Here is a 23,965-nt window from a genome sequence, read left to right as displayed (position 1 = left end):
GTGACACCCGAACTCATCGCCGTGCTGGCGGTGATCGCGGTCGCCATGGCGTTCGACTACACGAACGGCTTCCATGACGCGGCCAACGCGATCGCCACCAGCATCTCGACCCGGGCCCTGACCCCCCGGATCGCGCTCGCGCTGGCCGCCGTCGGCAACTTCGTCGGCGCACACTTCGGCGCCGGGGTGGCCAAGACGGTCGGCGACGGGCTGGTCACGCTCCCGACCGGCGTGGAGAGCCTCGGCGTGGTCTTCGCCGGCGTGCTCGGCGCCATCGCCTGGAACCTGATCACCTGGTACTTCGGCCTGCCGTCGTCCTCCTCGCACGCCCTCTTCGGCGGCCTGGTCGGCGCGACCCTGTTCGCCGCCGACGGCATCGTCCAGTGGGGCAACATCCTGGAGAAGGTCATCATCCCGATGGTGCTCTCCCCGGTGGTCGGCCTGATCCTCGGCTTCCTGGTGATGCTGGCGATCATGTGGCTGTTCCGGAAGGGGCAGCCGGGCAAGCTCAACCGCGGCTTCCGGATGGCACAGACCGTGTCCGCCGCCGCCATGTCGGTCGGCCACGGCATGCAGGACGCCGCAAAGACCATGGGCATCATCGTGCTGGCGCTCTACACCGGCGGTTTCCAGGACAGCAAGACGCACATCCCCGGCTGGGTGTTCTGGACCTCCGCGACGATGCTGGCGCTCGGCACGTACGCGGGCGGCTGGCGGATCATCCGGACGCTGGGCCGGAAGATCATCGACCTCGGCCCGGCGGAGGGCTTCGCGGCCGAGACCGTGGCCAGTGCGGTGCTCTACTTCAACGCCCTGGTGCTCAAGGCCCCGATCTCCACCACGCACACGATCACCTCGGCGATCATGGGTGTGGGCGCGACCAAACGGCTCTCCGCGGTCCGCTGGAACGTGGCCGGCAACATCGTGATCGCCTGGATCATCACGTTCCCGGCGGCGGCGGCCATCGCCTGCCTCGCCTACCTCCTCGTCCGCCCCCTGTTTTAAGGAGGGGCCCCTTCTTAACGCCTCCGGTAGAGAAGGGGCCCCTTCTCACACCCACGTGTTAAGAAGGGGCCCCTGCTTACACCGTGTAGGAGACGCCGATGCGGGCCTTGATGTCGTCGATCAGGGTCATGATCTCCAGCGTGGCGGCGTGCGGCACCAGCGGGCTCTCGGTCAGCCCCGCCGCCAGGCAACGCTGCACCTCGATCGCCTCGTACTGGTAGCCGCCGCCGGTCAGGTCCGCCGGGATCGTCTCCGGTTCGGCGCCGGCCCGGTGCAGCACCGCGGAGCCGGGCCGGAAGAACGGCTCCGGCAGCTCGATCCGGCCGGTGGTGCCGGTGATCGACGCGGTGATCGCGGTGGCGCCGACCATGCCGCAGCTCAGCGTCGCCACCGCGCCGGAGTCCCAGCCGAGCACGATGCCGGTGTTCTCGTCCACGCCCTCCGGGCTCAGCCGGGCCCACGCCTGCACGTGTTGCGGCGCGCCGAGCACCAGATGGGCGACGCTCAGCGGGTAGACGCCGAGGTCGAGCAGCGCGCCGCCGCCCAGCGCGGGGTTCCGCATCCGGTGCTCGGGCGGGAACGGCCCGGCCACCCCGAAGTCGGCCCGGACGTGGGTGACCGCACCGATCGCGCCGTCGGAGATCAGCTCCAGCACCCGCAGGATCAACGGGTTCGTCCGCATCCACATGGCCTCCATGAGGAAGAGCCCTCGGGCGCGCGCCGTCTCCACCAACTCGACGGTGGTGGGCAGGTCCAGCGTGCAGGGCTTCTCCACCAGCACGGCCTTGCCACCGGCCAGGCAGGCAAGCGCCGCCTCGTGGTGCGCGGCGTGCGGCGTCGCCACGTAGATCGCGTCCAGGTCCGGGTCCGCGGCGAGTTCGGCCCAGGAGGCGTACGCCCGCGGCACGTCGAACCGCCGCGCGAACGTCTCGGCGCTCTCCCGGGTCCGCGACCCGACCGCCAGCAGTTCGGCGTCCGGCACCAGCCGCAGGTCGGCGGCGAAACAGGCGGCGATGTGGCCGGTGGCCAGGATTCCCCAACGCGTCATGCCGGAACGCTATCCCGGACGCTTCGGCCGCCGGCAGGATGATCCACCCGTCGGGACGTCAGGACCGGCTGGACACCTCCGCGACGAACACCCGCCACGAGGCCGCCGGAAAGACCAGCGCCGGCCCGGTCGGGTCCTTCGAATCGCGTACGCCGACAAGCCCGCCAAGGTTGCCAGCCACCTCGACACAGGCCCCGCCGTTGCCGCTACTGCGGCTGCTCTTACGCCACTTCGCTGCGCTCAGGTCCATGTCTCCGCCACTTCCGTCAGGAGTTCGACCGACTGCCAGTGTGCGAGAGCCTCACCGCGCACGGCCTCCCACGCCGCCAGTATTGCGGCCACCTCGTCCGGCCCGCTAGCCACTTGTCCCTGCAACTGGTTGTCCAGATAACCGACGATCCGATGGTCGGCGCAGGTGGCGAGGACGAATGGACCGTTCAGTCCCGCGTATGCGCCGACGGATGCGGGAACCACGTGCACTCTGATGTGCGGCTCGGCGCATGCCGTGATGATGGCCCGGATCTGCTCGTGCATGACCTCCCGGCCGCCGACGGGCCGCCGGAGCGCGGCTTCGTCCACGACGGCCGTGAACAGGGGTGGGTCGTCACGCCGGAGGACGTTCTGGCGAGCGAGCCGGGCAGCCACGTGCCGCTCGATGTCCGCGCGGGGGATCAGGCCGGCGCCGCTGAGCACGGCACGGGCGTACGCCTCCGTCTGAAGGAGGCCGGGAAGCACCAGCGACTCGAACCAGCGGAGACCCACGGCCTCCCGTTCGATCTCCTGCCAAGGCCGGAACCAAGCGGGCTCGCGACGTCTGGATGTGTCCGGCCAAATGTCGGATGCGGATCGGCCGAGCGCTTCCGCCGCAGCGGTCCGATGGCTCGGGTGCGGAATCCGATCCTCGGTCAGCCATCGTCCTACGGTCTTTGGATCAACTCCGACCTGGGAGGCAAGCGAATCAACGGTCTGACCCGTCTGATGCAGGGCGCTGCGCAAGGCATCGTTCACGGCACCCTCCATCGGATGTCCTAGATGTCTAATCACCATATCCCTACGCGGTGTAAATGTCGCGCCACGCAGAGAACAGTTCTCCCTAGGCGGCGCGGCTGGTGGAGGCAGAGCCCGGCGGTCGCGTCGCGTGGGGCCGTCGCGGTGAGCGAACACTCGGGCGGCGGCCCCTCCCTGATCGCCCGACGAGGGGAGCGCCATGCCCGCGGAGAAGCCCGCAACACCGCCGACCGGCACCGGAGGTGCCGCACCCCGGCCCGACCCGAACCGCGCGACGAACGTCGCGCCGGAATCGCGCTGGTCTCCGCGTACCCCTTCGGGTTTGCTCTCGGCGCATGTGGCGGACGGTCCGGCCTGGGTCTGCGTGCGGTGCGGGCACGACTGGCCGTGTCCGGCGTTGAGGTCCGTGCCGACGGACGCCGCCCGCCGCGCGACGTTGATTCCGGAGTACGCCCGGCTGACCCGGCGGACCATCCGCGACCTGCGGGGGCGGGTCGACGGGCCGACTCCGCCCGAGATCGTCCGGCGATTCCTGTGGTTCCTGCCGTTGAGCGACGACGAGGCGCGGGCCATCGCGTTGCGGCTCCGGTGAGCCGGTGCCATGTCGCCCGGCGTCCCACCTGGCGCTGCGACGCCTGCGACAGTCCGTGGCCCTGCGAGGTCGCGCGCTGGCCCTGTCGGCCGAGTACGGCGACGATCGACCGGCACTCGCGGTCTACCTGGCCACCCTGCTGCTGGAGGCCACCGGGCACCTCGCCGACGCTACGCCGGCGACCCTGCGGGACCGGTTCCTCGGCTGGATCCGGCCGGGGCGGGTCGCCGCGCCGGGAACTAGGCTCGGCGCATGACGATCGACGGCTTCGCCGCACCTGCGGCCCTGGTGGAGCACGCCCGCCGGTTCCACGCCGAGGGGGGCGTGCCCGCGGTGCCCCGGGTCGCCGCCACCGTGCTGCTGCTCCGCCCGGCCGGCGACGACTTCGAGGTCTACCTGATCCGTCGGGTGGCGGCGATGACCTTCGGCGGCATGTACGCCTTCCCCGGCGGTGGAGTGGACCGGTCCGACTCGGAGACGCACCTCGGCTGGGCCGGGCCGGAGCCGGCGGCCTGGGGGGAGCGGTTCCGGCTCGACCCGGCGGACGCGCAGGCCGTGGTGTGCGCCGCCGCCCGCGAGGTCTTCGAGGAGGCGGGGGTGCTGCTGGCCGGCCCGGACGCCGACACCGTGGTCGGTGACGTCAGCGGCGACGACTGGGAGGCGGCCCGGCAGGATCTGGTGGGTCGGCGCACCGGCTTCGCCGACCTGCTGGCCGGGCGCGGGCTCACGCTCCGGTCCGACCTGCTGCTGCCCTGGACCCGGTGGATCACGCCGGAGTTCGAGCCGCGCCGCTTCGACACGTACTTTTTCGTCGCCCTGCTGCCGGCGGGGCAGCGGACCCGCGACGTCTCCGGGGAGGCCGACCACACGCTGTGGCTGCGCCCCGCGGATGCGCTGGCCCGAGCCGAGGCGGGCGAGCTGACCATGCTGCCGCCGACGATGGTCACCCTCGCCGAGATCGCCGCCGCCGGCGACCTCGCGGGCGTGGCCCGCGCGGCGGCGGAACGAGACCCGGGTACGCCGATCGTCCCGCACATCGAGGACCTGGACGGGGCACAGCCGCGCTTCGTGCTGCGCTGACGCGTTAGGAGGGGCCCCTTGTTATGCAGAATGCGTTAACAGGGGGCCCCGCCTTACACCTCAGCCGAAGCGGCCGGTGATGTAGTCCTCGGTCTTCTTCTGGGTGGGGTTGCTGAAGATCTTCTGAGTGTTGTCGTACTCGATCAGGCGGCCCGGGTCGCCGGTCTTCTCGATCGAGAAGAAGGCGGTCCGGTCGGACACCCGCGCGGCCTGCTGCATGTTGTGCGTGACGATGATGATGGTGAACTTGTCCTTGAGCTGGAACATCAGATCCTCGATCGCCAGCGTGGAGATCGGGTCCAGCGCCGAGCACGGCTCGTCCATCAGCACCACCTGCGGCTCGACCGCGATGGTGCGGGCGATGCAGAGCCGCTGCTGCTGACCGCCGGAGAGACCGGCGCCGGGCTTGCCGAGCCGGTCCTTGACCTCGTCCCACAGGTTCGCCGAGCGGAGCGCCTTCTCGGCGGCCTCCTCCAGGATCGACTTCTTCCGGACGCCGTTGAGCTTCAGCCCGGCCACCACGTTGTCGAAGATCGACATGGTGGGGAACGGGTTCGGCCGCTGGAAGACCATGCCGATTGTCCGGCGGACCGCCGTGACGTCGACGTCCCGGTCGTAGATGTCCTGCTCGTCGATGGTCAGGCTGCCCTCGACCCGGGCCCCCGGCAGCACCTCGTGCATCCGGTTGATCGACCGCAGGAAGGTCGACTTGCCGCACCCCGACGGGCCGATGAGGGCGGTGACCGTCTTCGGCTCGACGGTGAGGTTGATGTTCTCGATCGCCTTGAAGTTGCCGTAGTAGGCGGTGACGTTCGAGGCTTCGACGCGCTTGGCCATGGTGGCGGTACCTCCGGTGATCATCGGCTGAGCCGGTTTCGGCGGGCGATCAGCTTCGCCGCGATCGTCAGGATCAGGACGAGGGCGACCAGGGTGAGGGCGGCGGTCCAGGCCCGGGCCGGGGAGTACTTGGACGCGTCGCCGGCCTGCTGGTAGACGAAGAGCGCCAACGAGGACTGGTTGTTCTCGAAGGGGTTGAAGTTGATGGCCGCGGTGCCTCCGGCCACCAGCAGCACGGGCGCGGTCTCACCGGCCGCCCGGGCGATGGCGAGCATGACGCCGGTGACGATGCCGGGCAGCGCCGTGGGCAGCACCACCCGCACGATTGTCTTCCACTTGGGCACGCCCAGCGCGTACGAGCCTTCCCGCAGCGGCGCGGGCACCAGTCGCAGCATCTCCTCGGTGGAGCGGACCACAAGCGGCAGCATCAGCACGCTGAGCGCGAGAGCGGCGGCGAAGCCGGAATAGCCCGGCCGGCCGGTGGCGGTCAGGTGCGGGGACACGATCAGCACCCAGAAGGCCAGGACGAACAGGCCGGCGACGATCGACGGGATGCCGGTCATCACGTCGACGAAGAAGCGAATCGCGGCGGCGAACCGGCCCCGGCCGTACTCGACGATGTAGATGGCGCACAGGAGTCCGAGCGGCACGGTGATCAGCGCGGCGATGCCCACCTGCTCCAGCGTGCCGACGATGGCGTGGTAAGCGCCGCCCTCGGCGTCGCGGGGGCCGATGTTGTTCATCGACGTGTTGAAGAAGTTGCCGTCGAAGCGTTCGGCGCCCTTGCTCAGCAGCGTCCAGGCCACGGACACCAGCGGCAGCGCGGCCAGCACGAAGGCCGAGTAGACCAGCACCGTCCAGGTGCGGTTTCGGGCATACCGTGGGCCCTCCACGCGGCTGCTCACCGCGTACGTGCCGGTCAGGAAGAACACCAGGCCGAGCACGATCACCAGGACGGTGCCGCCGATGTCGAAGCCGTAGACCACGGCGGCGGCGAGCGCCAGCGCGCCGGCCGCGATGCCGACCAGCGCGACCGCCGGGAGACGCTTCGCACGCAGGCTGGCCGGCTGTGCCGGCGGTCGGGTGCGGTGCGAGGTGACGGCGCTCATGCGGCGGACTCCGTGAATTCCCGGCGGCGGTAGATGATCGCCCGCGCGGTCATGTTGACGATCAGGGTGATGACGAAGAGCACCAAGCCGGACGCGATCAGGGCACCGCGCCCGGTGTCGTCCGCCTCGCCGAACTTCACCGCGATGTTCGCGGCGATCGAGTTGCCGCCGTTCTCCAGGATGTTGAAGGAGATGTTGTAGGCGAAGCTCAGCGTCAGCGCGAGGGCGATCGTCTCGCCCAGCGCCCGGCCCAGGCCCAGCATCACCGCGCCGATCACACCCGGCCGACCGTAGGGGAGTACGGAGGTGCGGATCATCTCCCAGCGGGTGGCGCCGAGCGCCAGGGCGGCTTCCTCGTTCGCGGTCGGCGTCTGGAGGAAGACCTCGCGGGAGAGCGAGGTGACGATCGGCAGCACCATGATCGCCAGCACCAGTGACCCGAGCAGGACCGACCGGCCGAAGGGGCCGTCGCCGCCGAAGATCGGGATCCAGCCGAAGTACTTGTTCAGCCAGAGCGACAGGTCGGTGACCGGGCCGACGAAGTAGTCCCGGCCCCAGAGGCCGAAGACGACGCTGGGCACGGCGGCCAGCAGGTCGATCAGGAAGCCCAGGCTGGTCCCCAGCCGGCGGGGCGCGTAGTGGGTGAGGAACAGGGCGATGCCCAGCGCCACCGGCACCGCCACCAGCAGCGCGATCGCGGATGACAGCACGGTGCCGAAGGCGAGCGCTCCGATGCCGAACTTCGGATCGCTGCCGTTGGGCGACCACCCCTCGTAGGTGAAGAAGTTGGCGGTGTTGTCGCGCAGCGCCGGCACGGCCTTGGTGATCAGGAAGGTGGCGATCGCCACGATGACGATCAGCACCATCGAGCCAGCGGCCATGGTCAGCAGGCGGAAGATCGTTTCCGCGCCGAACCTCTGCCGGCGGGGCAGGGCCCCGCCGCCGCCGGCTCCGCCCTGGGGAACACCGCCGGTCGGCGTCGCTGGAATATCGGCCGGACGCGCCGAACCGGCGGGCCGGACGTGACTGGTGGTCACGCCCGGGCCGCCGGTTCCGCCGTCGACCGAGCGGGGTGGGTAATCGCCCATCTGCGCGCTCGCTCCGTTACGAAGGGGTTAGGTGTCCGAAGTGGTGGTTCAGGACATCTTGCTGACGGCGTCGGCCACCTTGCCGCGGACCGACTCCGGAAGCGGGGCGTAGCCCAGCTCCGTCAGGGCCTGCTGGCCCTCCTCGCTCGCGGTGTAGCCGAGGAAACCCTTGACCGCCTTGAGCTTGTCGGCGTCCATGCCCTTGTCGCAGACGATCTCGTAGGTCACCAGGACCAGCGGGTAGGCGCCCGCCTCCTTGGTGTTGTAGTCGATCGACAGCGCGAGGTCGTCACCCTGGCCGACCACCTCGGCGCCCGCGACGGCCTTGCCGGCGTTCTCCGGGGTCAGCTCGGCGAACTCGCCGGCACCGTTCTGGATCTTGGCCATGTTGAGGCCGGCGTTCTCGGCGAACGACAGCTCGGTGTAGGTGATGGAGCCCGGGGTGCTCTTGACGAAGCCGGTGACGCCGTCGGAGCCCTTCTGGCCGGTGCCGCCCGGAGCCTTCCACTCCTTGGCCTTGCCGAACGTCCAGTCGGCCTCGGCCGTCTTCGACAGGTAGTTGGTGAAGTTGTCGGTGGTCCCCGACGAGTCGTTGCGGTGCACGGTGCTGATCGTGCTGGACGGCAGCTTGGCGTCCGGGTTGTCGGCCTTGATCGCGGCGTCGTCCCACTTGGTGATCTTGCCAGCGAAGATCTTGGCCAGGGTGGCGGGCTTGAGCTGCAGGCCGTCCACGCCCTCGACGTTGTAGGCGACGGCGATCGGGCCGGTCACCATCGGCAGGTCGACGGCCTGGCCGCCGGTGCAGCGCGCGTCGGCCTTCGGCTTCTCCTCCGGCTTGAGGGCCGAGTCGGAGCCGGCGAAGTCGGCGGTGCCGGCGATGAACGCCTCGATGCCCGCGCCGGAGCCGGTGGGCTCGTAGTTGATGGTCAGGCCCGAGCACTTCTGCTGATAGTTCTTGATCCACTCGGCCATCGCGTTCTTCTGCGCCGAGGAGCCCTGCGCGTTGATGGTGCCGGTGCCGCAGTCGGCGGCGGCGGAACCGGAGGCCGAGGGCGTGTCCGACTCGTTGTTGTCCGAGCCGCAGGCGCTGAGGCCGAGAACCGCGGTAAGAGCGAGACAGGCGATGGCACCGTGCCGCTGGAGCTTCACTGAAAGGTTTCCCTTCACGTCTTCTGTCAGGTCGCCCGGGGTGTCCGGGGCCGGACTGGCCGGCTGACGTGAAAGTTAGGAGGGCCAGGTGGACGGTTCGCCGGTCAGAAGTTAACGCAGGGTGAACAAGCTCGATCCGCTCGCCGACGGGAAGCTGTAAGTGTGTTGTCCATTACATGAACTCCCGAGGTCAAGTCCCTCTTATCATCATTTATCCGGTCGGGCGTGACCTGGCCGCCACCGGGCCGTGACGGCACCGTGATGCTTTCCGATGCCGCCCCGACGGGTCACGCCGCCTGGTAGTTGACGTGCCCGCACCAGCGGGCGAAACCGGCCCGCTCGTAGAGCGCGACCGCGCCGGTGTTGCTCTCGTCGACGTAGAGCATCACCCGGTCCAGCCCTCGACGGTCGCGCAGGTAGGTCAGGCCGGCGGTGGTCAGCGCCCGGCCCAGCCCACCCCGGTGCGCGGACGGGTCGACGCCGAGCACGTAGACCTCGCCGATCCGGGCGGACCCGGACCGCTCGTGCACCTTCGTCCAGTGGAAGCCGAGCAGCCGGCCGGTGCCGGAGTCGACCGCGAGCAGGAAGCCGGCCGGGTCGAACCACGGCTCGTCGAGGCGCACGCGCAGGTCGTCCAGCGTCCACCGGCCCTGCTCGGGGTGCTGGGCGAAGGCGGCGTTGTTGACCCCCAGCCAGGCCTCGTCGTCCTCGCCCGGGCGGAACGCGCGCAGCGCCACGCCCTCGGGCAGGACCGGCTCGGGCAGCACGGCGGTCAACGGCCGGCGTAGCTGCCACAGCACCCGGGCCCGGGTGAGGCCCAGGTCGACCGCGAGCGCGGCGGCGGACGGGTGGTCGCCGTGGGCCCAGGCACGCACCGGCCCGGGGGCGGCGGCCAGCACCGCCCGGGCCAGCGCCCGACCGGTGCCCCGACGCCGGTGCGCCGGATGCACGACCAGTTCCGCGCCGACGCCGTCGGCCGGGGCGCCGGTGTCGAGGTGCGCATACCCGGTCAGGACGCCGTCGGGCGCCCGGGCGACGAGGTGTACGGCCGGGGCCTCCGGGTCACGCAGCCGCAGCAGCACGTGCTCGTCGAACGGATCGGCGCCGTCGGCGTCGCCGGCGGCGCGGGCCAGCGCCAGCACCTCGGTGATCTCGTCCGGCGCCAGCCGGTCCGCCCGGGCGACCTCGGCCGCGCCCCGCCCTGCGTCGCTCGTCGGTTCAGTGATGCTCATCCCTGTCACGGTAGCGGCCGGCGGGCCGCGGTTCGCCCCCGAGCCGGGCGGGTGTCGGTGGCGCGGGTCACGGGACGCGGACGGGCAGCGGTTCCAGCTCGAACCGGGCCAGCAGTTCGGGCAGCAGGCGCTGCAACGCGGCCACGGTGCCCGAGCGGTCGCCGCCCGCGTCGTGCATGAGCACTATCGCGCCGGGCCCGGTCTGCGTGCGGACGCTCGTCTCGATGGTGGTCGCGCCCGGCGCCTTCCAGTCCGAGGGGTCGACGCTCCAGTGCAGCGGAGTGAGCCCCAGCCCCGCGCAGACCGACACCACCGGAGCGGTCCAGACCCCGCCCGGCTGGCGGTAGTAGGCGATGTGCGCGTCGGGCGCGGCGGCCAGGATCGCGTCGTTGGTGCGCAGCAGGTCGGCGCGGATCGCGTCGGGCGACCGCTTGCCCAGGTTGACGTCGTGCCGCCAGGAGTGGTTGCAGAGGGTGTGTCCCTCGGCCACGATCGACCGGACCAAATCCGGGTGGCTCGCCACGTTCTCGCCGACGACGCAGAACGTGGCCTTCACCCCGTACTGGCTCAGCAGGGCGAGCACCTGCGGGGTCCATCGCGGGTCGGGGCCGTCGTCGAAGGTGAGCGCGACGCGGGCGGAGCCGGTGGCGGTCTGGGCGCCGAACGGTCCCGGACCGTCGTCGTCGCCGACCGGGCCGGCGTCCGGGGACGCCTCGGGGATCGGTCGTCCCGGTGCCGGCGCAGCCGGCAGTTCCGTGCTCGGTGGCTGGTCGGCGTAGTGCGGCCCCGCGGTGGCGCCGGCGAGCCCGGTGGTCGTCGGCCGCTGGTCCGGCACCAGGCTGCGTCCCAGCACGAACGCCGAGGCCAGCAGCGCGGCCAGCACGACGGTCACCACGCCGGTCGCGCGCGCGGTCGCGCCCGACATCAGTGGTACCGGCCGTTCGTCGCCCCCGTGGTCACCGCGCGCACCATCGCCCCCTTTGCCCGGCAAATCCGGCAGTCAGGATATGACTGACCGATAGGGCAAAAAGGGCATTCGGTAAAAGTACTCCCCGGTCGGGGGAACGGGAACGGTCAGACCGGCAGCGCGGCGGGCTCCGGCTCCGGCAGCGCGCGGGACGGCGGCACGACGAACTTGTAGCCCACCTGGCGGACCGTGCCGATCATCGACTCGTACTCCGAACCGAGCTTCGCGCGCAGCCGCCGGACGTGCACGTCGACAGTGCGGGTGCCGCCGAAGTAGTCGTAGCCCCAGACCTCGCGCAGCAACTGGTCCCGGGTGAAGACGCGCCCCGGGTGCTGGGCGAGGAACTTCAGCAGCTCGAACTCCTTGTAGGTCAGGTCGAGCGGCCGGCCCTTCAGCTTCGCGGCGTAGGTGTCCGGGTCGATGTTCAGCTCGCCGGCCCGGATCGAACCGCCGGCGCCGGCGACGGCGTTGCTCAGCCGGCCGACCGCGAGCCGCAGCCGCGCCTCCACCTCGGCCGGGCCGGCCCCGGCGAGGATCACGTCGTCCACGCCCCAGTCGGCGTTCAGCGCGATCAGGCCGGCCTCGGTGACCACCGCGACCAGCGGCACGCCGAGCCCGGTGGCGTGCAGCATCCGGCAGGTGGCCCGGGCCTCGCTCAACTCGGAGCGGGCATCCACCAGGACGGCGTCCGGGGTCGGGCCGGACACCAGGGTGCGCACGTCGCGGGGCGCGGTGCGCACCGAGTGCGGCAGCAGGTCGAGCGCCGGCAGCACCGCCGAGGGCTCACCCGCCCGTGCGGTCACGAGAAGCAGGAGCTCCACGATCACCTCCGTCCCGGCGGCCCTTCGGCCGCGCGCGACCAGCGGCACGCCCGGGTGGGGGCGGCGCTGTGAACTTGCGTGGGTCCCGGCGTCGCTGACGGGCGGGGTAACGGGTTGAGCGTAACCGATGGTCCGGTCGTCACCTTCGCGCCTTTTCCCGTTTGCCCTTTCTGCCCTCGATCGCGGCGCAGGTTTTAACGTTGCCGAAACCGCGACCTCCGCCGAGCCGCCCGGGTCTGGCACGATCGGGGCGTGTTTCCCTCCACCTCGCGCGACGCCGGTCGTGACCCGTGGGCCGACGACCCGTCCGCCGGGCCGTCCGGCCCCGCCCGTGGCTATCCGCCCGCCCCCCGCACCGGCCCGGCCGAGGCGGAGGGGGAGCGGCGGGAACGCACCGGCCCGCGCCGGCTCCGCAAGGGCGGCCCCGGCCGGCGCTCCGACGACTCCTCGGACGCCTCGCCCGAGGAGGAGACGCCGCCGGTGGAGTTCCGCCGCCCGCTGGCGCTGACCGTGGCCGGCTTCGCCGCGTTGCTCGGCGTCGGCCTGGTGCTCGGGGCGCAGACCTCCGGCCCGGGGCACCGGCTGCCGTTCGCGGTCGTCATCTTCGGCGTCCAACTGCTCTACGTGCTCGCCTGGACGATGGCCATGCGCCCGCCCGCGCTGCTGGTCGTCGCGCTGGTCAGCGCCGGCACGGCGGCGATCGCCGACGCCGCCGCCGTGCAGTCGGACATCGCCGGCCTGGCCCCGCTCGGATACGCCGCGGTCGCCGGCCTCCTGCTCGGCGTGCTCGGGCAGCTCGTCCGCCGGGTGGACCGGGTCCGGGTCACCGACTCGCTGGGCGGCACGCTGCTCATCGTGGTGGGCGTGGTCGCGTTCGCCTCGCTGATCGTGCTCAGCCGGATCCCCAAGGGCACCCAGGCGATCACCGTCTGCCTCACCGCCGCCGGGGTGGCCCTGCTGGTGGCGCGGCTGACCGACGCGGTGGCGCCGTGGCCCCGGCTCGCCCCGCAGGTGCCCCGCGGCGCGGCCGGCGTGGTCGTCGGCGCCATGCTCGGCACCCTGACCAGCGCCGTGCTCGGCAGCTACCTGGTCGGCTTCACCCCGACCAGCGGCGCGCTGGTCGGCGTGGTCACCGCGGCCACCGCCGTGCTGGCCGACCTCGCCGTGGGCTACGCCGAGGCGGGCCGGCTGATGGCCGGTGAGCCGCCGACCATGTGGGCGGCCCGGCACATGCAGGGGCCGCTGGGCGGCTTCGCGCTCGCCGCGCCCGCCGCGTACGCCATGTGTGTGCTCTTCCTCTGAGCGCCCGGTTGGAGAAGTCTCGCCCCGGGTAAGTACGGTTGCGCCGCGAGACGCGGTGACGGCGGCGAGGACTGGAGGCGGCGTGGCAGAGGCGAACCCGGCGGAGGGCCGGCCCCGTCGCCGGGGCCGGAAGGTGCTGATCGGTTTCGTCGTCCTGCTGCTGGTGCTGGGCGGGCTGCTCGTCGTCGCCGACCGGGTGGCGGCCGGGGTCGCCGAGCGGGCCATCGCCGACCAGGTGCGGCAGGAACTCGCCAAGCAGGACGCGCGATCCGCCGCGCCCGAGGTCGAGGTCGGTGGCTTCCCGTTCCTCGACCAGGTGCTGGCCGGGAAGTACGAGCACATCTCGATCCAGTTGACCGACGTGCAGGGCAACGTGCAGGGCGGCGCGGTGGAGCTGCCCCGGCTGGACGTGGACGCCCGCAACGTGACCGCCTCGCTTGACACGCTCCGCTCCGGCCGGGGCGACGTGGTGGCCGAGAGCGTCGACGGGCGGGGCACCGTCACCTACGACAGCCTGGCGAAGCTGCTGAACCGCCCCGGCCTGAAGCTCGGCGAGCGGGACGGCAAGCTGACGGTGACCGCCCCGGTGGACATCCTCGGCATCAAGCTGACCGTCAACGGCACCGCCGACCTGACCGTGAACGACGGCAAGGTGGCGCTGCGCTTCAACGACCTCACCGCCGACGGCCTGCCGAACGTGGCACCGGCGCGGACGCTGCTGTCCAACTACGCCAAGAGCATCTCGATCGACGTGCCGCTGCCGGAGCTGCCGTTCCAGCTCAACCTGCGCAAGGTGGAGCCGACGCCGGACGGCCTGGTGGTCGCCGGTGACGCCGAGAACGTCCCGATCAACTCCGCCGGCTGAAAGCCGGCCGGCAGGATCAACTCCGCCGGCTGACGTTTCTCGCATCTCGCATGCTGGTCGGGCCGGTGGCGGATGCCGGTCCGGCTGGTAGTGTCCCACCCCATGGGGACCCTCCTCACCAAACGGCGCGCGGTCGACCTGTGCCGCGTGGCCACCTGCCTGTGTCGCCCCGCCCTCTGACGGCGAGGCTGTCTCCGGCCGCCTGAGCGGCCACCGGCACCAAGGGTCCGAACACCCCTGAACGCCCGGCAGCGGCGCCGTCGCACGTACCCGTGATCCGTTCCTAGCTCTGGGTCCCGCGCGTGGTGCGACAACCACCGACTTCGATCTCCGCGCGCAGGCTCACCACCCATCCTCACCAGGGAGTGATCTGATGAGTCGCGACACCGCACTCGTCTCGGCCGAGTGGGCCGAGAAGAACCTCGACACCCCGGGCGTCGTCTTCGTCGAGGTCGACGAGGACACCTCGGCCTACGACACCGGCCACATCGCCGGCGCGATCAAGCTCGACTGGAAGACCGACCTGCAGGACCAGGTCCGCCGGGACTTCGTCAACCAGGAGCAGTTCGCGGCGCTGCTCTCCGAGCGGGGCATCGCCAACGACGACACCGTCATCCTCTACGGCGGCAACAACAACTGGTTCGCCGCGTACGCGTACTGGTATTTCAAGCTCTACGGCCACCGCGACGTCAAGCTGCTCGACGGCGGCCGGAAGAAGTGGGAGCTGGACGCCCGTCCGCTGGTCACCGACGCGGTGACCCGCCCGGCGACGCAATACTCCGCGCAGGCGCCGGACACCTCCATCCGCGCGTTCCGCGACGAGGTGGTCGCCGCCATCGGCACCAAGAACCTCGTCGACGTGCGCAGCCCCGACGAGTACGCTGGCCGGCTGCTCGCCCCGGCCCACCTCCCGCAGGAGCAGGCGCAGCGGGCCGGGCACGTGCCGACCGCGATCAGCGTGCCGTGGTCCAAGGCGGCGAACGAGGACGGCACGTTCAAGTCCGACGACGAGTTGCGCAAGATCTACGCCGCCGCCGGGCTGGACGACGGCAAGGAGACCATCGCCTACTGCCGGATCGGCGAGCGCTCGTCGCACACCTGGTTCGTGCTCCAGGAGCTGCTCGGGCACCGGAACGTGAAGAACTACGACGGGTCCTGGACCGAGTACGGCTCGCTGGTCGGTGTGCCGGTGGCCCTCGGCGACGAGCCCGGGGAGGCGTGACCATGACCGCTCCGACCGCTCCCACCGCCGCCGGCTGCGCCGCGCCGGACCAGGCCGCCCCGCTGCCGGCCAGCCTGGACCTGGAGAAGGAAACCGTCATCACCGGCCAGGTGCGGTCCGAGTCCGGCGAGGCCGTGCCGGGCGCGTACGTCCGGCTGCTCGATTCGACAGGTGAGTTCACCGCCGAGGTGGTGACCTCGGCGGCCGGCCAGTTCCGGTTCTTCGCCGCGCCCGGCTCGTGGACGCTGCGGGCCCTCTCCCGCCAGGGCAACGGCGACACCGCCGTGACCGCCGCCCGCGGCATCAACGAGGTCACCGTCACGGTCAAGGTGTAAGGAGGGGCCCCGGTCGACGCCTCCGGTACAGGCGGGGCCCCCGGTTGACACCTCCGCATCGCGCGCATCGGCTCGGGCCGGCCGCCCCGCACCAGGGGTGGCCGGCCCGAGCCGTGGCGGCATCCCCGCCCGGCGGAGACCGCCACGTCGCCGAGCTGGCGTCCGGCCACCCTCGGCATCCACGTCACCCAGCCGCTCCGGAGCGCCGTGCGACACGGAAAGAGGGCAACAAGAGGCGGGTCGCGGGGGCATGACACGATGAATTGCGTGACCGGTGCCGCCCACCCGGGGTACGCCCCGCCGACCCGTCCCGACCAGCCCGGTTCCGGCCGGCGCCGGCAGCGCTGGCTGGTGGCCGCCACCGTGGTGTGGGCTGTGCTGCTCGCCGGGCTGACCTGGTGGTCGGTGCGCACCGATCCGCCCACCGTCAAGGAGCAGCGGTCGCTGAGCCAGGCCGGTCCGGTGGTGGATCGGGCGATAGGTGAGCTGAGCGCCGCGATTCCGGCGGCCGGCGTGCCGGCGCTCCTGCCGGACCGGCTGGACCGGGGTTGCCGGGTGACCCCGCTGGACGCCGGGGTGAGCCTGGAACGCGGCATCGAGGTGGCTACCGCCGACGCGGACACCCGCGACGTGCTGCGCCAGGTGGCCGACCGGCTGCCGTCGCGGTGGCGGGCCGGTGTCTCGACGTTCGACGGCGAGCCGCTGCTGCGCGCCGACGCCGGCGACTTCGTGGCCGTCGAGGGCCGGGCCGACGGGCCCGGCCGGGTGCTGCTCACCGCCGCCACCGGATGTCGTCCGGTCGGCGACGGTTACCGGCCCCCGGCCGTGGACGCGGCCGGCGAGTCCGCCGCGCTGACCCGCGCGCTGGGTCGCTGGGGCGGAGCGATCGGGGTGGTCCAGGTGCTCGGCGCGCCCTGCCCGGGCGGCGGGACCGCCCGGACCGCCCGGGGCGAGGCCGCCGTGGCGGCGGACCAGCCGCTGGCCGCCGCGTTCGGCGCCGGCGCCGCACCGGTGGTGGACTCCGCCGACCGGTACGCCCGCCCGGGCGACCCGGCGGTGCTCGCCGAACGGGTCGACGAGCGGGTACGGGTGGCCGTCACCAGCCCCTGCCCGGCCTGACCCGGCGGGGCTCAGTGCCGGTGGTTCTCGCCGTGCGGGGTGCGGCTGCGGCCCAGCGCGTCCACCCGGCCCCACCGGCCCGGGATGTCGAGCAGTTCCACCCGGCCCATGCCCGGCGGCACCGCCGGGTCGATGATCAGGTGCCCGTCCTGCGGCTCCAGGCCCAGCATCACCCGCAGCAGCAGCAGTGGGGTGCCGGCGGACCAGGCCTGCGGGCTGCACGCGGTCGGATACTCCACCGGATATTCGGTGAGGCCGCGTTCGTAGCCGGCGAACACCTCGGGGAGTCGCCCGTTGAAGTAGCGGGACGCGCTGAGCATCGTGTCGCAGATGTGGCCGGCCTCGTCCCGGAAGCCGTACTTCCACAGGCCCCAGGCGATGATCGAGTTGTCGAACGGCCACACCGTGCCGACGTGGTAGCCGATCGGGTTGTAGCGGCCCTGGTCGTCGGCGAGCGTCCGCACCCCCCAGCCGGAGAAGAGACGCGGTCCGAGCAGGTGCGCGGCGACCGCCGGCGCGCGGGACTCGTCGACGATGCCGCTCCACAGCAGGTGACCGATGTTGGAGGTGAGCGCGTCCACGTGCCGCCCCTGCGGGTCGAGGGCCAGCGCGTAGTACTCCCGTTCCGGGATCCAGAAGTCCCGGTTGAACCGTTCCTTCAGCGCCGCCGCCTCGCGTTCCAGCCGATCCGCGTACGCCGGGTCGCCCCACAGTTCGCGGGCCATCCGGGCGCCGCGTCGCTTGGCGTCGTAGGCGTAGCCCTGTAGTTCGCAGGTGGCCCGGGGGAACGGCGGCAGCCGGCCGTCGGCGTAGGAGATGGCGTCCGGGGAGTCCTTCCAGCACTGGTTCGGCAGCCCGCTCTCCGGGTTGCGGCTCAGGTACCAGACGTAGCCGGTGCCGAGCAGGTCCCCGTACGTGTCGAGCCAGGTCAGCGCCGCCCGGGTCTCGTGTTCGAGCTGGCGCACCAGCGTCGAGTCCCCGGTCCACCGCTCGTACTCGTCGAGCAGGATCACGAAGAGCGCGGTGGTGTCGGCCGCGCCGTAGTACGGCGAGTGGGGTTGCTCCTCGAAGCCGGCGGTCTCGCCGTACCGCAGCTCGTGCAGGATCTTGCCGGGCTCCTCGTCCCGGAAGTCGTCGACCCGCCCGCCCTGCAACCCGGCCAGCATGAGGAGGGTCGGCTGGATCAGCGTGGGCAGGAACGGCAGGATCTGCAGCGCGGTGAAGATGCTGTCCCGCCCGAACAGGGTCATGAACCAGGGCAGGCCGGCGGCGATCAGTCGCACGCCGAGCGTGATCGACTCGTACCGGAGGGCGGCCAGGTCGTTGAGGCTGCGCCGGTACGCCCCGGCCAGCGGCTGACAGTCGCAGGCCAGCGTCGGGGCGCGCTCGATCAGCGCGTTCTGCTCGGCCTCGATGGCCGCGGCCGAGCGGCTCCCGCCCAGCGGCAGGGTGGCCCGGATGTCCTCGCCCCGGGCCCCGTAGATCACGGTGTCGACGTGCAGCCGGGTGGTCCACTCGCCGTGTGCCGCGACGCGGATCCGGAACGTCATCCCGTCCGGATAGACCTCGACCGGCGCGCTGCTGGTCACCTTCGTCTCCCGGTGGAATCCCTGCCGGCGGTAGGTGAGCCGCAGTCCCCGCTCCTGCACCGTCGGCGTGGTCACGCCCTTCTTCTCCCGCCGGTGCTTGATCTCGAAGAGGTCGGCGAAGTCGCAGCCGATGTCGAGTCGCAGCCGGAACTCCTTCTCCTGGTCGGCGTGGTTGAGCAGGGTCAGCTCCTCGTCGAAGCTGCCGCCGATCGAGCGGCTGCGGATCACCGAGACGTCCGCGTCCAGGTAGTGCGTCGGTTCGCCGGGGACCGTGAAGAACCGGCTCTTGTAGGAGAGCGAGTCGTCGATGGAGAGCGCGTGCAGCAGTTGGCCGTCGAGGGAGAGGATCCAGGTCGAGAGGAACCGGGTGTCGAAGGAGAACAGCCCGGTGGGGAAGTCGTACGACGGCTCGATGTTGCCGCGCTGGTCGCTGACCAGGAACATGTTGCCGTCGAGGATGCTGACCCGCTGCTTCACGCCGACCGCCGGGCGTGCTCGCGGGCGGTCTTCCGCGGGTCCCGCGTCCCGGGCGGGTCGGGCAGGAAGCGGCGGAGCGCCAGGAGCAGCACGACGCGCCCGCCGAACGTGGCCTCGTTGCGCAGCACGACCGCCAGCGCCGCCTCGCGGCCGGTGACGAGGGCCTCGAAGAGCGGGGTGCCGATGGTCAGGACGGCGTCCGCCGGGCGCTCCTCCTGCCGGCTCACCCGGGCCGATCCGGGCGCCAACGTCACGTACCAGTGCCGGGTGTGGTTGCCGTCGGTCAGGTCGATCTGGAGGGTGCCGCCGGTCGGGCCGCGCAGCAGGGCGGGGGCGCGTGCCGGCAACGACGCGAAGAACCGTTCGATCGCCTCACTCACAGTCGAATGGTAGGCAGAAGAACGGCATATCGGGTCAGGATCGCCTCACCGGGCAGAATGGACAACCCGGGCGGCCGGGTTTCAGTAGACCAGGGCCTGCGCGCCCTCGGCCATCGCTTCCTCGACGAACACCGCCGCGCCGGCGATCCGGACGCCCGGGATCACGTCGTCCGTGCCGATGTCCCGCCGGGCGGCGCACTGGGTGCAGGCGGTCACCCGGCCGGTGGTGAGGATCACGTGCAGCAGTTCGCCAAGCGGCGCCGAGTGCGGCAACTCGAACGACTCCGCCCGCCCGGGCAGCGCGAACCAGGTCGACTCGCCGGTCAGCCAGAGCGACACGTCCACCCCGGCCGCCGCCGCGGTGGCGGCGACGGTGAAAGCCTGGGCGCAGCGCTCGGGGGCGTCCGCCCCGGCGGTGGCCTTGACGACGAGAGTGCGCGTCATGCCGCCCAGCATAGGATGGCCCGGATGGTTACCGAGATCGGGTTCGTCAGCCTGCTGGTCGCCGGTCTGGGCGCGCTCGCCGGTGGCTTGGTCTACGTCGCAGTGCGAATCGCTAGAGGTAAGTGGTGAATCTGTGAGTGAGAATCCGCTTCAGCCGCCGTGGCTGAACGCGCCCCCGGTCGAGGAATACCCGTACGAGGAGAGCCACGACCTGCGCGTCGGCCCGAAGCTGCACCCGAGCCTGGACGGGCTGCTGCCGTACATCGGGGTGTGGCGGGGCCGGGGCCGGGGCGGCTTCCCGACGATCGAGGACTTCGACTTCGCCCAGGAGATCCGGATCAGCCACGACGGCCGGCCGTTCCTGCTCTACGAGTCGCGGGCCTGGATCCTGGACGAGCAGAGCCGCCCGGTCCGCCCGGCCGGTCGCGAGGTGGGCTGGTGGCGTCCGGTGCTGGACGGTGAGCGGGTCACCGACGAGATCGAGGCGCTGATGAGCGTGCCGACCGGCGTGATGGAGCTGCACATCGGCAAGCGCAAGGGCACCCAGATCGAGTTCTCCACCGACGCGGTGGTGCGTACCGCCACGGCCAAGGAGGTCACGGCCGGCGCCCGCCTGTTCGGCATCGTCGAGGGTGCCCTGCTCTACGCCCAGGAGATGGCCGCGATGGGTCACCCGCTCAGCCCGCACCTCTCCGCCCGGCTGGTCCGGGTGGCCGGCTGACCGGGCCGGCGCCGCTGCCGAACTATGATCGGAGGGTGTCCGAATCCTCCCTCGCGGAAATGCTCCGCTCGCGCGGGCTGCGGCTGACGGCGCAGCGGCAGTTGGTCCTGCGGGCCGTCCTGGAGCTGGGGCACGCCACCCCGGAACAGGTGCACACGGCAGTCCGTGAGGTCGCGGCCGGAGTCAACATCACCACCATCTACCGCACGCTGGAGCTGCTGGAACGGCTCGGCCTGGTCACCCACACCCACCTGTCGCACGGCTCGCCGACCTACCACGCGGCCGGCGAACACCAGCACGTGCACCTGGTGTGCCGCGACTGCGGCGCGATCGACGAGATCTCCCCGGAGATGCTCCGGCCACTCGCCGACCAGCTCGCCGGGCAGCGCGGCTTCCAGGTCGACATCGGGCACGTGGCGCTCTTCGGGGTCTGCGGTCGGTGCGCACAGGACGGGGAACCCACATGATCGACATTGCCGGCGCGGTGACCACCGACGCCATCGACGAACAGACCCGGGACCAGCCCGCGCCGGCCCACCGCGCGGCCGGCGTCGCCCCGGTGGCCGCCCACTACGGCGACCCGATGCGCGAGCAGCGCGTCCTGGCGACCGGCGTGGGCCTGGTCGACCGGTCGCACCGGGGCGTGGTCGCGGTGCCGGGCGAGGAGCGGATCGGCTGGCTGCACACGCTGACCAGCCAGCACCTGGCCGGGTTGGCCCCGTGGCAGGGCACCGAGCTGCTGGTGCTCTCCCCGAACGGGCACGTCGAGCAGCACGCGCTGGTGGCCGAGGACGGCGAGACGACCTGGCTGGACACCGAGCCGGGGATGACCGCCGGGCTCCTGGCCTACCTGGAGAAGATGCGGTTCTTCAGCAAGGTCGACCCGCGCGACGTCACCGCCGAGCACGCGGTGCTCTCGCTGGTCGGGCCGGAGGCGACCGGTGCGCTCGCCGCGCTCGGCGTCGCCGAGCTGGCCGCGCCCGACCTGGTCGGGGTGCCGGGCCCGAAGTTCCGCTCCGGCGAGCTGCCCCCGCGCCCCTCCGTGGTATACGACGTCAAGCCGCTGCCGGCCGGCGGTTGGGCCCGGCGGGTGGCGCTCGGCGTCGACCTGCTGGTGCCCCGTGCCGCCATGGCCGAGGTGGTGCGGCGGCTGCGCGGCGCGGGCGTGCCGGTGGCCGGGCTGTGGGCGTACGAGGCGATCCGGGTGGCCGCCCGCCGGGCCCGGGCCGGAGTGGACACCGACCACCGGACCATTCCCGCCGAGGTGGACCTGATCGCCCCGGCCGTGCACCTGGACAAGGGTTGCTATCGGGGGCAGGAGACGGTGGCCCGGGTGCACAACCTGGGCAAGCCGCCGCGCCGGCTCACGCTGCTGCACCTGGACGGCGTGACCAGCGACCAGCCGCCGGCCGCCGGCACGCCGGTGACGCTGGACGGCCGGACGGTCGGGTTCGTCGGCAGCGCGGTGCACCACTACGAGCTGGGTCAGATCGCGCTCGCCGTGCTCAAGCGCAACACCCCCGACGACGCCCGCCTGATGATCGGCGACACCGCCGCCGCCATCGACAGTTAAGGAAGGGCCCCTTCTTAACGCCTCCTGCATAGGAAGGGTCCCCGCTTAACACCCCTCACGCGGGAAGACTTGCGGTCGGGGAGCGGTCTAGGATCCGGGCATGACGACAGGGACGTTGATCACGGTTGCCCCCACCGGCGCGGAGTCGGCGAAGGCGGAGGTGCCGGCGCTGCCGGTGACGCTCGACGAGCTGCTGCTGACCGCCAAGGAGTGCGCGGCGCTCGGCGCGGCCGTGATCCACGTCCACATCCGCGACGACGACGCGCGACCCACGCTCGACCAGGGGCGGCTGCGGGACACCGTGTCGGCGCTGCGGGAGAGCACCGACCTGATCGTGCAGCTCTCCTCCGGTGGCGCGGTGACCGACCCGGAGGAGCACCGGCTCGCCGTGCTCGACGCCGCGCCGGACATGGCCTCCTGCACCATGGGGACTGTCAACTTCGGTGACGACGTGTTCCTCAACCGCTGGGAGTTCATCGTCGACCTGCACACCCGGATGCAGGAGCGGGGCGTCGTCCCCGAGTACGAGATCTTCGAGCTGGGCCACCTGACCGCGTTGCAGCGGCTGCTCGGCAAGTACGGCCTGCCGCACGGCGGGCACGTCCACGTCGACTTCGTGATGGGCGTGCCGGGCGGCATGCCGGGCACCACCGCCACCCTGGTCGCCGCCCAGCAGATGCTGCGCGACCTGCCGGCGGGCACCACGTTCTCGGCCACCGGCATCGGGCGCAGCACGATTCCGGTGATGCTGGCCTCGCTGTCGGCCGGTGGTCACCTGCGGGTCGGGATGGAGGACACGGTCACCTATGCCAAGGGTCGCCCGGTGGAGTCCAACATGCAGCTCGTGGCGCGGGCGGTCGGCTTCGCCCAGCTCGCCCAGCGCCCGCCGCTGACCACCGCGGAGGCCCGGGCGCTGCTCGGCCTGTAAGCGGCGCACGGGCAACCACCCTTGTACGGGCGAGGCTGACGGCGCAGGTCACCCCGCTGCGGGTCGGCTGCGTGCCGTCGGTACCGTCCATCGCGTGGGAAAGACGTACGAGGGTGGCGTGCCGCTCGCCGAGGTGGTCCGCTCCGGGTTCGTGGAGGGCGTCCACCGTGGCTCCGTGGCGGTGCTCGACGCCGCCGGCTCGCCGGCCGCCGGGGCGGGCGATGTCGTCTCGCCGATTTTTCCCCGCTCGTCGAACAAGCCGATGCAGGCGATCGGCATGCTCCGGGCCGGGCTGCCGCTGACCGAGCCGGCCGACGTGGCGCTGGTCGCGGCGAGCCACGCGGGCGAGGAGTTCCACGTCGAGCGGGTCGTCGCGCTGCTCCGGGGGGCCGGGCTGGGCGAGGACGCGCTGCACTGCCCGGCGGACCTGCCGTTCGGCGAGGCCGCCCGGGAGGCGGTGCTGCGGGCCGGTGGTGGGCCGTCGCGGGTGTCGATGAACTGCTCGGGCAAGCACACCGGCATGCTGCTCACCTGTCTGGCCGCCGGCTGGCCGTTGGACGGCTACTGGCGGCCGGAGCACCCGCTCCAGCAGCGACTGACCGCCACCGTCGAGGAGTTCACCGGGGAGCGGGCGGCGGCGATCGGGGTGGACGGGTGCGGCGCGCCGGTGCACGCCGTCTCGCTGACCGGCCTGGCGCGCGCCTTCCTGCGGCTGGTCACCGCGGAGCCGGGCACCGTGGAGCGGACCGTGGCGGACGCGATGCGGGCGTACCCGGAGATGGTCGGTGGCACCCAGGCCGACGACACCCGGCTGATGCGCGGCGTACCCGGGCTGCTGGGCAAGATCGGCGCGGAGGGGGTGATGGCGGCGGCGGTCCCGGACGTCGGCGCGGTCGCCCTGAAGGTCGACGACGGCGCGGCGCGACCGAGGATGCCGGTCCTGGCCGCGGCCCTGGCCCGCCTCGACGTGCGCGCCCCGATCCTCACCGAGTACGCCGAACTGCCCCTGCTCGGCGGCGGCCTGCCGGTCGGAGCCGTCCGTCCCCTCTGGTGACCTCGCCTGCCGCCCGGCCG

At 72.1% G+C, this 23,965-nt stretch carries 29 protein-coding genes; 16 read left to right on the top strand and 13 right to left on the bottom strand.

Annotated elements, in window-relative coordinates; genetic code table 11:
* A complete protein-coding gene (locus AB0H28_RS02750; RefSeq protein ID WP_358033167.1) occupies positions 1-1,005 on the top strand; it encodes an inorganic phosphate transporter in 1,005 nt (334 codons plus the stop codon).
* 76 nt (positions 1,006-1,081) lie between these two features.
* On the opposite strand, the gene AB0H28_RS02745 is transcribed toward AB0H28_RS02750, so the two are convergent.
* The 3 genes from AB0H28_RS02745 to AB0H28_RS02735 are packed head-to-tail and all read right to left on the bottom strand — an operon-like array spanning position 1,082 to position 3,061.
* Positions 1,082-2,053 carry a Gfo/Idh/MocA family oxidoreductase gene (locus AB0H28_RS02745; RefSeq protein WP_358033164.1) on the bottom strand — a complete coding sequence of 324 codons (972 nt, stop codon included), beginning with the start codon at positions 2,051-2,053 and terminating at the stop codon, positions 1,082-1,084.
* A gap of 58 nt (positions 2,054-2,111) precedes the next feature.
* Positions 2,112-2,303 carry a DUF397 domain-containing protein gene (locus AB0H28_RS02740; protein ID WP_358033161.1) on the bottom strand — a complete coding sequence of 64 codons (192 nt, stop codon included), beginning with the start codon at positions 2,301-2,303 and terminating at the stop codon, positions 2,112-2,114.
* Positions 2,294-3,061: a helix-turn-helix transcriptional regulator gene (locus AB0H28_RS02735; protein WP_358033158.1), complete on the bottom strand. Its 768-nt coding sequence runs from the start codon at positions 3,059-3,061 to the stop codon at positions 2,294-2,296. Before AB0H28_RS02735 ends, AB0H28_RS02740 begins: the two co-directional genes overlap by 10 nt.
* 406 nt (positions 3,062-3,467) lie before the next feature.
* Here AB0H28_RS02735 and AB0H28_RS02730 point away from each other — a divergent pair, with 406 nt between their 5' ends.
* From AB0H28_RS02730 to AB0H28_RS02720, 3 genes are read left to right on the top strand one after another with little or no spacing between them, the layout of a single operon-like run.
* Entirely contained in the window at positions 3,468-3,653 is a 186-nt protein-coding gene (locus AB0H28_RS02730) for a hypothetical protein (protein WP_358033155.1), read from the top strand.
* Positions 3,654-3,708: 55 nt separating this feature from the next.
* Positions 3,709-3,909, top strand: a complete 201-nt coding sequence (locus tag AB0H28_RS02725; RefSeq protein ID WP_358033153.1) for a hypothetical protein — start codon at positions 3,709-3,711, stop codon at positions 3,907-3,909.
* The gene (locus AB0H28_RS02720; RefSeq protein ID WP_358033151.1) at positions 3,906-4,733 is read left to right on the top strand and encodes an NUDIX hydrolase; all 828 of its coding nucleotides are present in this window, start codon (positions 3,906-3,908) and stop codon (positions 4,731-4,733) included. The genes AB0H28_RS02725 and AB0H28_RS02720 overlap by 4 nt, the downstream gene beginning before the upstream one ends.
* A 60-nt stretch (positions 4,734-4,793) precedes the next feature.
* Here the strand turns inward: AB0H28_RS02720 and pstB are convergent, their stop codons facing one another.
* The 7 genes from pstB to AB0H28_RS02685 form a co-directional block, all read right to left on the bottom strand.
* Positions 4,794-5,570 carry a phosphate ABC transporter ATP-binding protein PstB gene (gene pstB / locus AB0H28_RS02715; RefSeq protein ID WP_358033148.1) on the bottom strand — a complete coding sequence of 259 codons (777 nt, stop codon included), beginning with the start codon at positions 5,568-5,570 and terminating at the stop codon, positions 4,794-4,796.
* A gap of 20 nt (positions 5,571-5,590) precedes the next feature.
* On the bottom strand, positions 5,591-6,679 hold the full coding sequence (gene pstA, locus AB0H28_RS02710; protein WP_358033145.1) for a phosphate ABC transporter permease PstA: 1,089 nt from the start codon (positions 6,677-6,679) through the stop codon (positions 5,591-5,593).
* Positions 6,676-7,767 (bottom strand): phosphate ABC transporter permease subunit PstC, encoded by a 1,092-nt coding sequence (gene pstC / locus AB0H28_RS02705; RefSeq protein ID WP_358033142.1) that lies wholly within the window; start codon positions 7,765-7,767, stop codon positions 6,676-6,678. Before pstC ends, pstA begins: the two co-directional genes overlap by 4 nt.
* 48 nt (positions 7,768-7,815) lie before the next feature.
* Positions 7,816-8,916 (bottom strand): phosphate ABC transporter substrate-binding protein PstS, encoded by a 1,101-nt coding sequence (gene pstS / locus AB0H28_RS02700; RefSeq protein WP_358033138.1) that lies wholly within the window; start codon positions 8,914-8,916, stop codon positions 7,816-7,818.
* A 287-nt stretch (positions 8,917-9,203) separates the two neighbouring features.
* Positions 9,204-10,148, bottom strand: a complete 945-nt coding sequence (mshD, locus tag AB0H28_RS02695; protein ID WP_358033135.1) for a mycothiol synthase — start codon at positions 10,146-10,148, stop codon at positions 9,204-9,206.
* 67 nt (positions 10,149-10,215) lie between these two features.
* Complete coding sequence (locus tag AB0H28_RS02690) at positions 10,216-11,073, bottom strand: polysaccharide deacetylase family protein (RefSeq protein ID WP_358033133.1); 858 nt, start codon at positions 11,071-11,073, stop codon at positions 10,216-10,218.
* Positions 11,074-11,222: 149 nt separating this feature from the next.
* A complete protein-coding gene (locus tag AB0H28_RS02685) occupies positions 11,223-11,942 on the bottom strand; it encodes a response regulator transcription factor (RefSeq protein WP_358033129.1) in 720 nt (239 codons plus the stop codon).
* 246 nt (positions 11,943-12,188) lie between these two features.
* On the opposite strand from AB0H28_RS02685, the gene AB0H28_RS02680 reads away from it, so the two are divergent.
* From AB0H28_RS02680 to AB0H28_RS02655, 6 genes are all read left to right on the top strand, one after another.
* A complete protein-coding gene (locus AB0H28_RS02680) occupies positions 12,189-13,238 on the top strand; it encodes a hypothetical protein (RefSeq protein ID WP_358033127.1) in 1,050 nt (349 codons plus the stop codon).
* 82 nt (positions 13,239-13,320) lie between these two features.
* Complete coding sequence (locus tag AB0H28_RS02675; protein WP_358033124.1) at positions 13,321-14,103, top strand: DUF2993 domain-containing protein; 783 nt, start codon at positions 13,321-13,323, stop codon at positions 14,101-14,103.
* A gap of 72 nt (positions 14,104-14,175) precedes the next feature.
* Positions 14,176-14,283, top strand: a complete 108-nt coding sequence (locus AB0H28_RS02670; protein ID WP_358033121.1) for an Ms5788A family Cys-rich leader peptide — start codon at positions 14,176-14,178, stop codon at positions 14,281-14,283.
* A 193-nt stretch (positions 14,284-14,476) separates the two neighbouring features.
* The gene (locus AB0H28_RS02665; protein WP_358033119.1) at positions 14,477-15,325 is read left to right on the top strand and encodes a sulfurtransferase; all 849 of its coding nucleotides are present in this window, start codon (positions 14,477-14,479) and stop codon (positions 15,323-15,325) included.
* Between the two features lie 2 nt (positions 15,326-15,327).
* Positions 15,328-15,660 carry a DUF1416 domain-containing protein gene (locus AB0H28_RS02660; protein ID WP_358033116.1) on the top strand — a complete coding sequence of 111 codons (333 nt, stop codon included), beginning with the start codon at positions 15,328-15,330 and terminating at the stop codon, positions 15,658-15,660.
* Between the two features lie 267 nt (positions 15,661-15,927).
* Positions 15,928-16,779 carry a hypothetical protein gene (locus tag AB0H28_RS02655; protein WP_358033113.1) on the top strand — a complete coding sequence of 284 codons (852 nt, stop codon included), beginning with the start codon at positions 15,928-15,930 and terminating at the stop codon, positions 16,777-16,779.
* A gap of 11 nt (positions 16,780-16,790) precedes the next feature.
* On the opposite strand, the gene AB0H28_RS02650 is transcribed toward AB0H28_RS02655, so the two are convergent.
* The 3 genes from AB0H28_RS02650 to AB0H28_RS02640 form a co-directional block, all read right to left on the bottom strand.
* On the bottom strand, positions 16,791-18,845 hold the full coding sequence (locus AB0H28_RS02650; protein ID WP_358033110.1) for a glycogen debranching N-terminal domain-containing protein: 2,055 nt from the start codon (positions 18,843-18,845) through the stop codon (positions 16,791-16,793).
* Positions 18,842-19,225: an SCP2 sterol-binding domain-containing protein gene (locus AB0H28_RS02645; RefSeq protein ID WP_358033107.1), complete on the bottom strand. Its 384-nt coding sequence runs from the start codon at positions 19,223-19,225 to the stop codon at positions 18,842-18,844. Before AB0H28_RS02645 ends, AB0H28_RS02650 begins: the two co-directional genes overlap by 4 nt.
* A gap of 81 nt (positions 19,226-19,306) precedes the next feature.
* Positions 19,307-19,681, bottom strand: coding sequence for a DsrE family protein (locus AB0H28_RS02640; RefSeq protein ID WP_358033105.1), 375 nt, complete (start codon positions 19,679-19,681; stop codon positions 19,307-19,309).
* Positions 19,682-19,693: 12 nt separating this feature from the next.
* Here AB0H28_RS02640 and mtfM point away from each other — a divergent pair, with 12 nt between their 5' ends.
* The 6 genes from mtfM (at position 19,694) to AB0H28_RS02610 (ending at position 23,945) form a co-directional block, all read left to right on the top strand.
* Positions 19,694-19,798, top strand: a complete 105-nt coding sequence (gene mtfM, locus AB0H28_RS02635; protein ID WP_013288813.1) for a small membrane protein MtfM — start codon at positions 19,694-19,696, stop codon at positions 19,796-19,798.
* A gap of 4 nt (positions 19,799-19,802) precedes the next feature.
* A complete protein-coding gene (locus AB0H28_RS02630; protein ID WP_358033103.1) occupies positions 19,803-20,390 on the top strand; it encodes an FABP family protein in 588 nt (195 codons plus the stop codon).
* 59 nt (positions 20,391-20,449) lie between these two features.
* A complete protein-coding gene (locus AB0H28_RS02625) occupies positions 20,450-20,857 on the top strand; it encodes a Fur family transcriptional regulator (RefSeq protein WP_358033843.1) in 408 nt (135 codons plus the stop codon).
* Positions 20,854-21,963 (top strand): folate-binding protein, encoded by a 1,110-nt coding sequence (locus tag AB0H28_RS02620; RefSeq protein WP_358033101.1) that lies wholly within the window; start codon positions 20,854-20,856, stop codon positions 21,961-21,963. Before AB0H28_RS02625 ends, AB0H28_RS02620 begins: the two co-directional genes overlap by 4 nt.
* Before the next feature lie 100 nt (positions 21,964-22,063).
* A complete protein-coding gene (locus AB0H28_RS02615; protein WP_358033099.1) occupies positions 22,064-22,891 on the top strand; it encodes a 3-keto-5-aminohexanoate cleavage protein in 828 nt (275 codons plus the stop codon).
* Positions 22,892-22,985: 94 nt separating this feature from the next.
* Positions 22,986-23,945, top strand: coding sequence for an asparaginase (locus AB0H28_RS02610; RefSeq protein ID WP_358033096.1), 960 nt, complete (start codon positions 22,986-22,988; stop codon positions 23,943-23,945).
* Positions 23,946-23,965 lie beyond the last annotated feature (20 nt).

It is taken from the genome of Micromonospora sp. NPDC050980 (assembly GCF_040653835.1).
In the GTDB taxonomy this organism is placed as follows: domain Bacteria; phylum Actinomycetota; class Actinomycetes; order Mycobacteriales; family Micromonosporaceae; genus Micromonospora.
This window is presented reverse-complemented; position numbering and strand designations above follow the sequence as displayed.

What these genes read in the sequence shown, in the direction of transcription:
- AB0H28_RS02745 (WP_358033164.1), bottom strand. Translation starts at nt 2,053, where the DNA reads ATGACGCGTTGGGGAATCCTGGCCACCGGCCACATCGCCGCCTGTTTC.
- AB0H28_RS02740 (WP_358033161.1), bottom strand. Translation starts at nt 2,303, where the DNA reads ATGGACCTGAGCGCAGCGAAGTGGCGTAAGAGCAGCCGCAGTAGCGGC.
- AB0H28_RS02720 (WP_358033151.1), top strand. Translation starts at nt 3,906, where the DNA reads ATGACGATCGACGGCTTCGCCGCACCTGCGGCCCTGGTGGAGCACGCC.
- pstB (WP_358033148.1), bottom strand. Translation starts at nt 5,570, where the DNA reads ATGGCCAAGCGCGTCGAAGCCTCGAACGTCACCGCCTACTACGGCAAC.
- pstA (WP_358033145.1), bottom strand. Translation starts at nt 6,679, where the DNA reads ATGAGCGCCGTCACCTCGCACCGCACCCGACCGCCGGCACAGCCGGCC.
- pstC (WP_358033142.1), bottom strand. Translation starts at nt 7,767, where the DNA reads ATGGGCGATTACCCACCCCGCTCGGTCGACGGCGGAACCGGCGGCCCG.
- mshD (WP_358033135.1), bottom strand. Translation starts at nt 10,148, where the DNA reads ATGAGCATCACTGAACCGACGAGCGACGCAGGGCGGGGCGCGGCCGAG.
- AB0H28_RS02690 (WP_358033133.1), bottom strand. Translation starts at nt 11,073, where the DNA reads ATGTCGGGCGCGACCGCGCGCGCGACCGGCGTGGTGACCGTCGTGCTG.
- AB0H28_RS02670 (WP_358033121.1), top strand. Translation starts at nt 14,176, where the DNA reads ATGCCGGTCCGGCTGGTAGTGTCCCACCCCATGGGGACCCTCCTCACC.
- AB0H28_RS02665 (WP_358033119.1), top strand. Translation starts at nt 14,477, where the DNA reads ATGAGTCGCGACACCGCACTCGTCTCGGCCGAGTGGGCCGAGAAGAAC.
- AB0H28_RS02660 (WP_358033116.1), top strand. Translation starts at nt 15,328, where the DNA reads ATGACCGCTCCGACCGCTCCCACCGCCGCCGGCTGCGCCGCGCCGGAC.
- AB0H28_RS02640 (WP_358033105.1), bottom strand. Translation starts at nt 19,681, where the DNA reads ATGCTGGGCGGCATGACGCGCACTCTCGTCGTCAAGGCCACCGCCGGG.
- mtfM (WP_013288813.1), top strand. Translation starts at nt 19,694, where the DNA reads ATGGTTACCGAGATCGGGTTCGTCAGCCTGCTGGTCGCCGGTCTGGGC.
- AB0H28_RS02625 (WP_358033843.1), top strand. Translation starts at nt 20,450, where the DNA reads ATGCTCCGCTCGCGCGGGCTGCGGCTGACGGCGCAGCGGCAGTTGGTC.
- AB0H28_RS02620 (WP_358033101.1), top strand. Translation starts at nt 20,854, where the DNA reads ATGATCGACATTGCCGGCGCGGTGACCACCGACGCCATCGACGAACAG.
- AB0H28_RS02615 (WP_358033099.1), top strand. Translation starts at nt 22,064, where the DNA reads ATGACGACAGGGACGTTGATCACGGTTGCCCCCACCGGCGCGGAGTCG.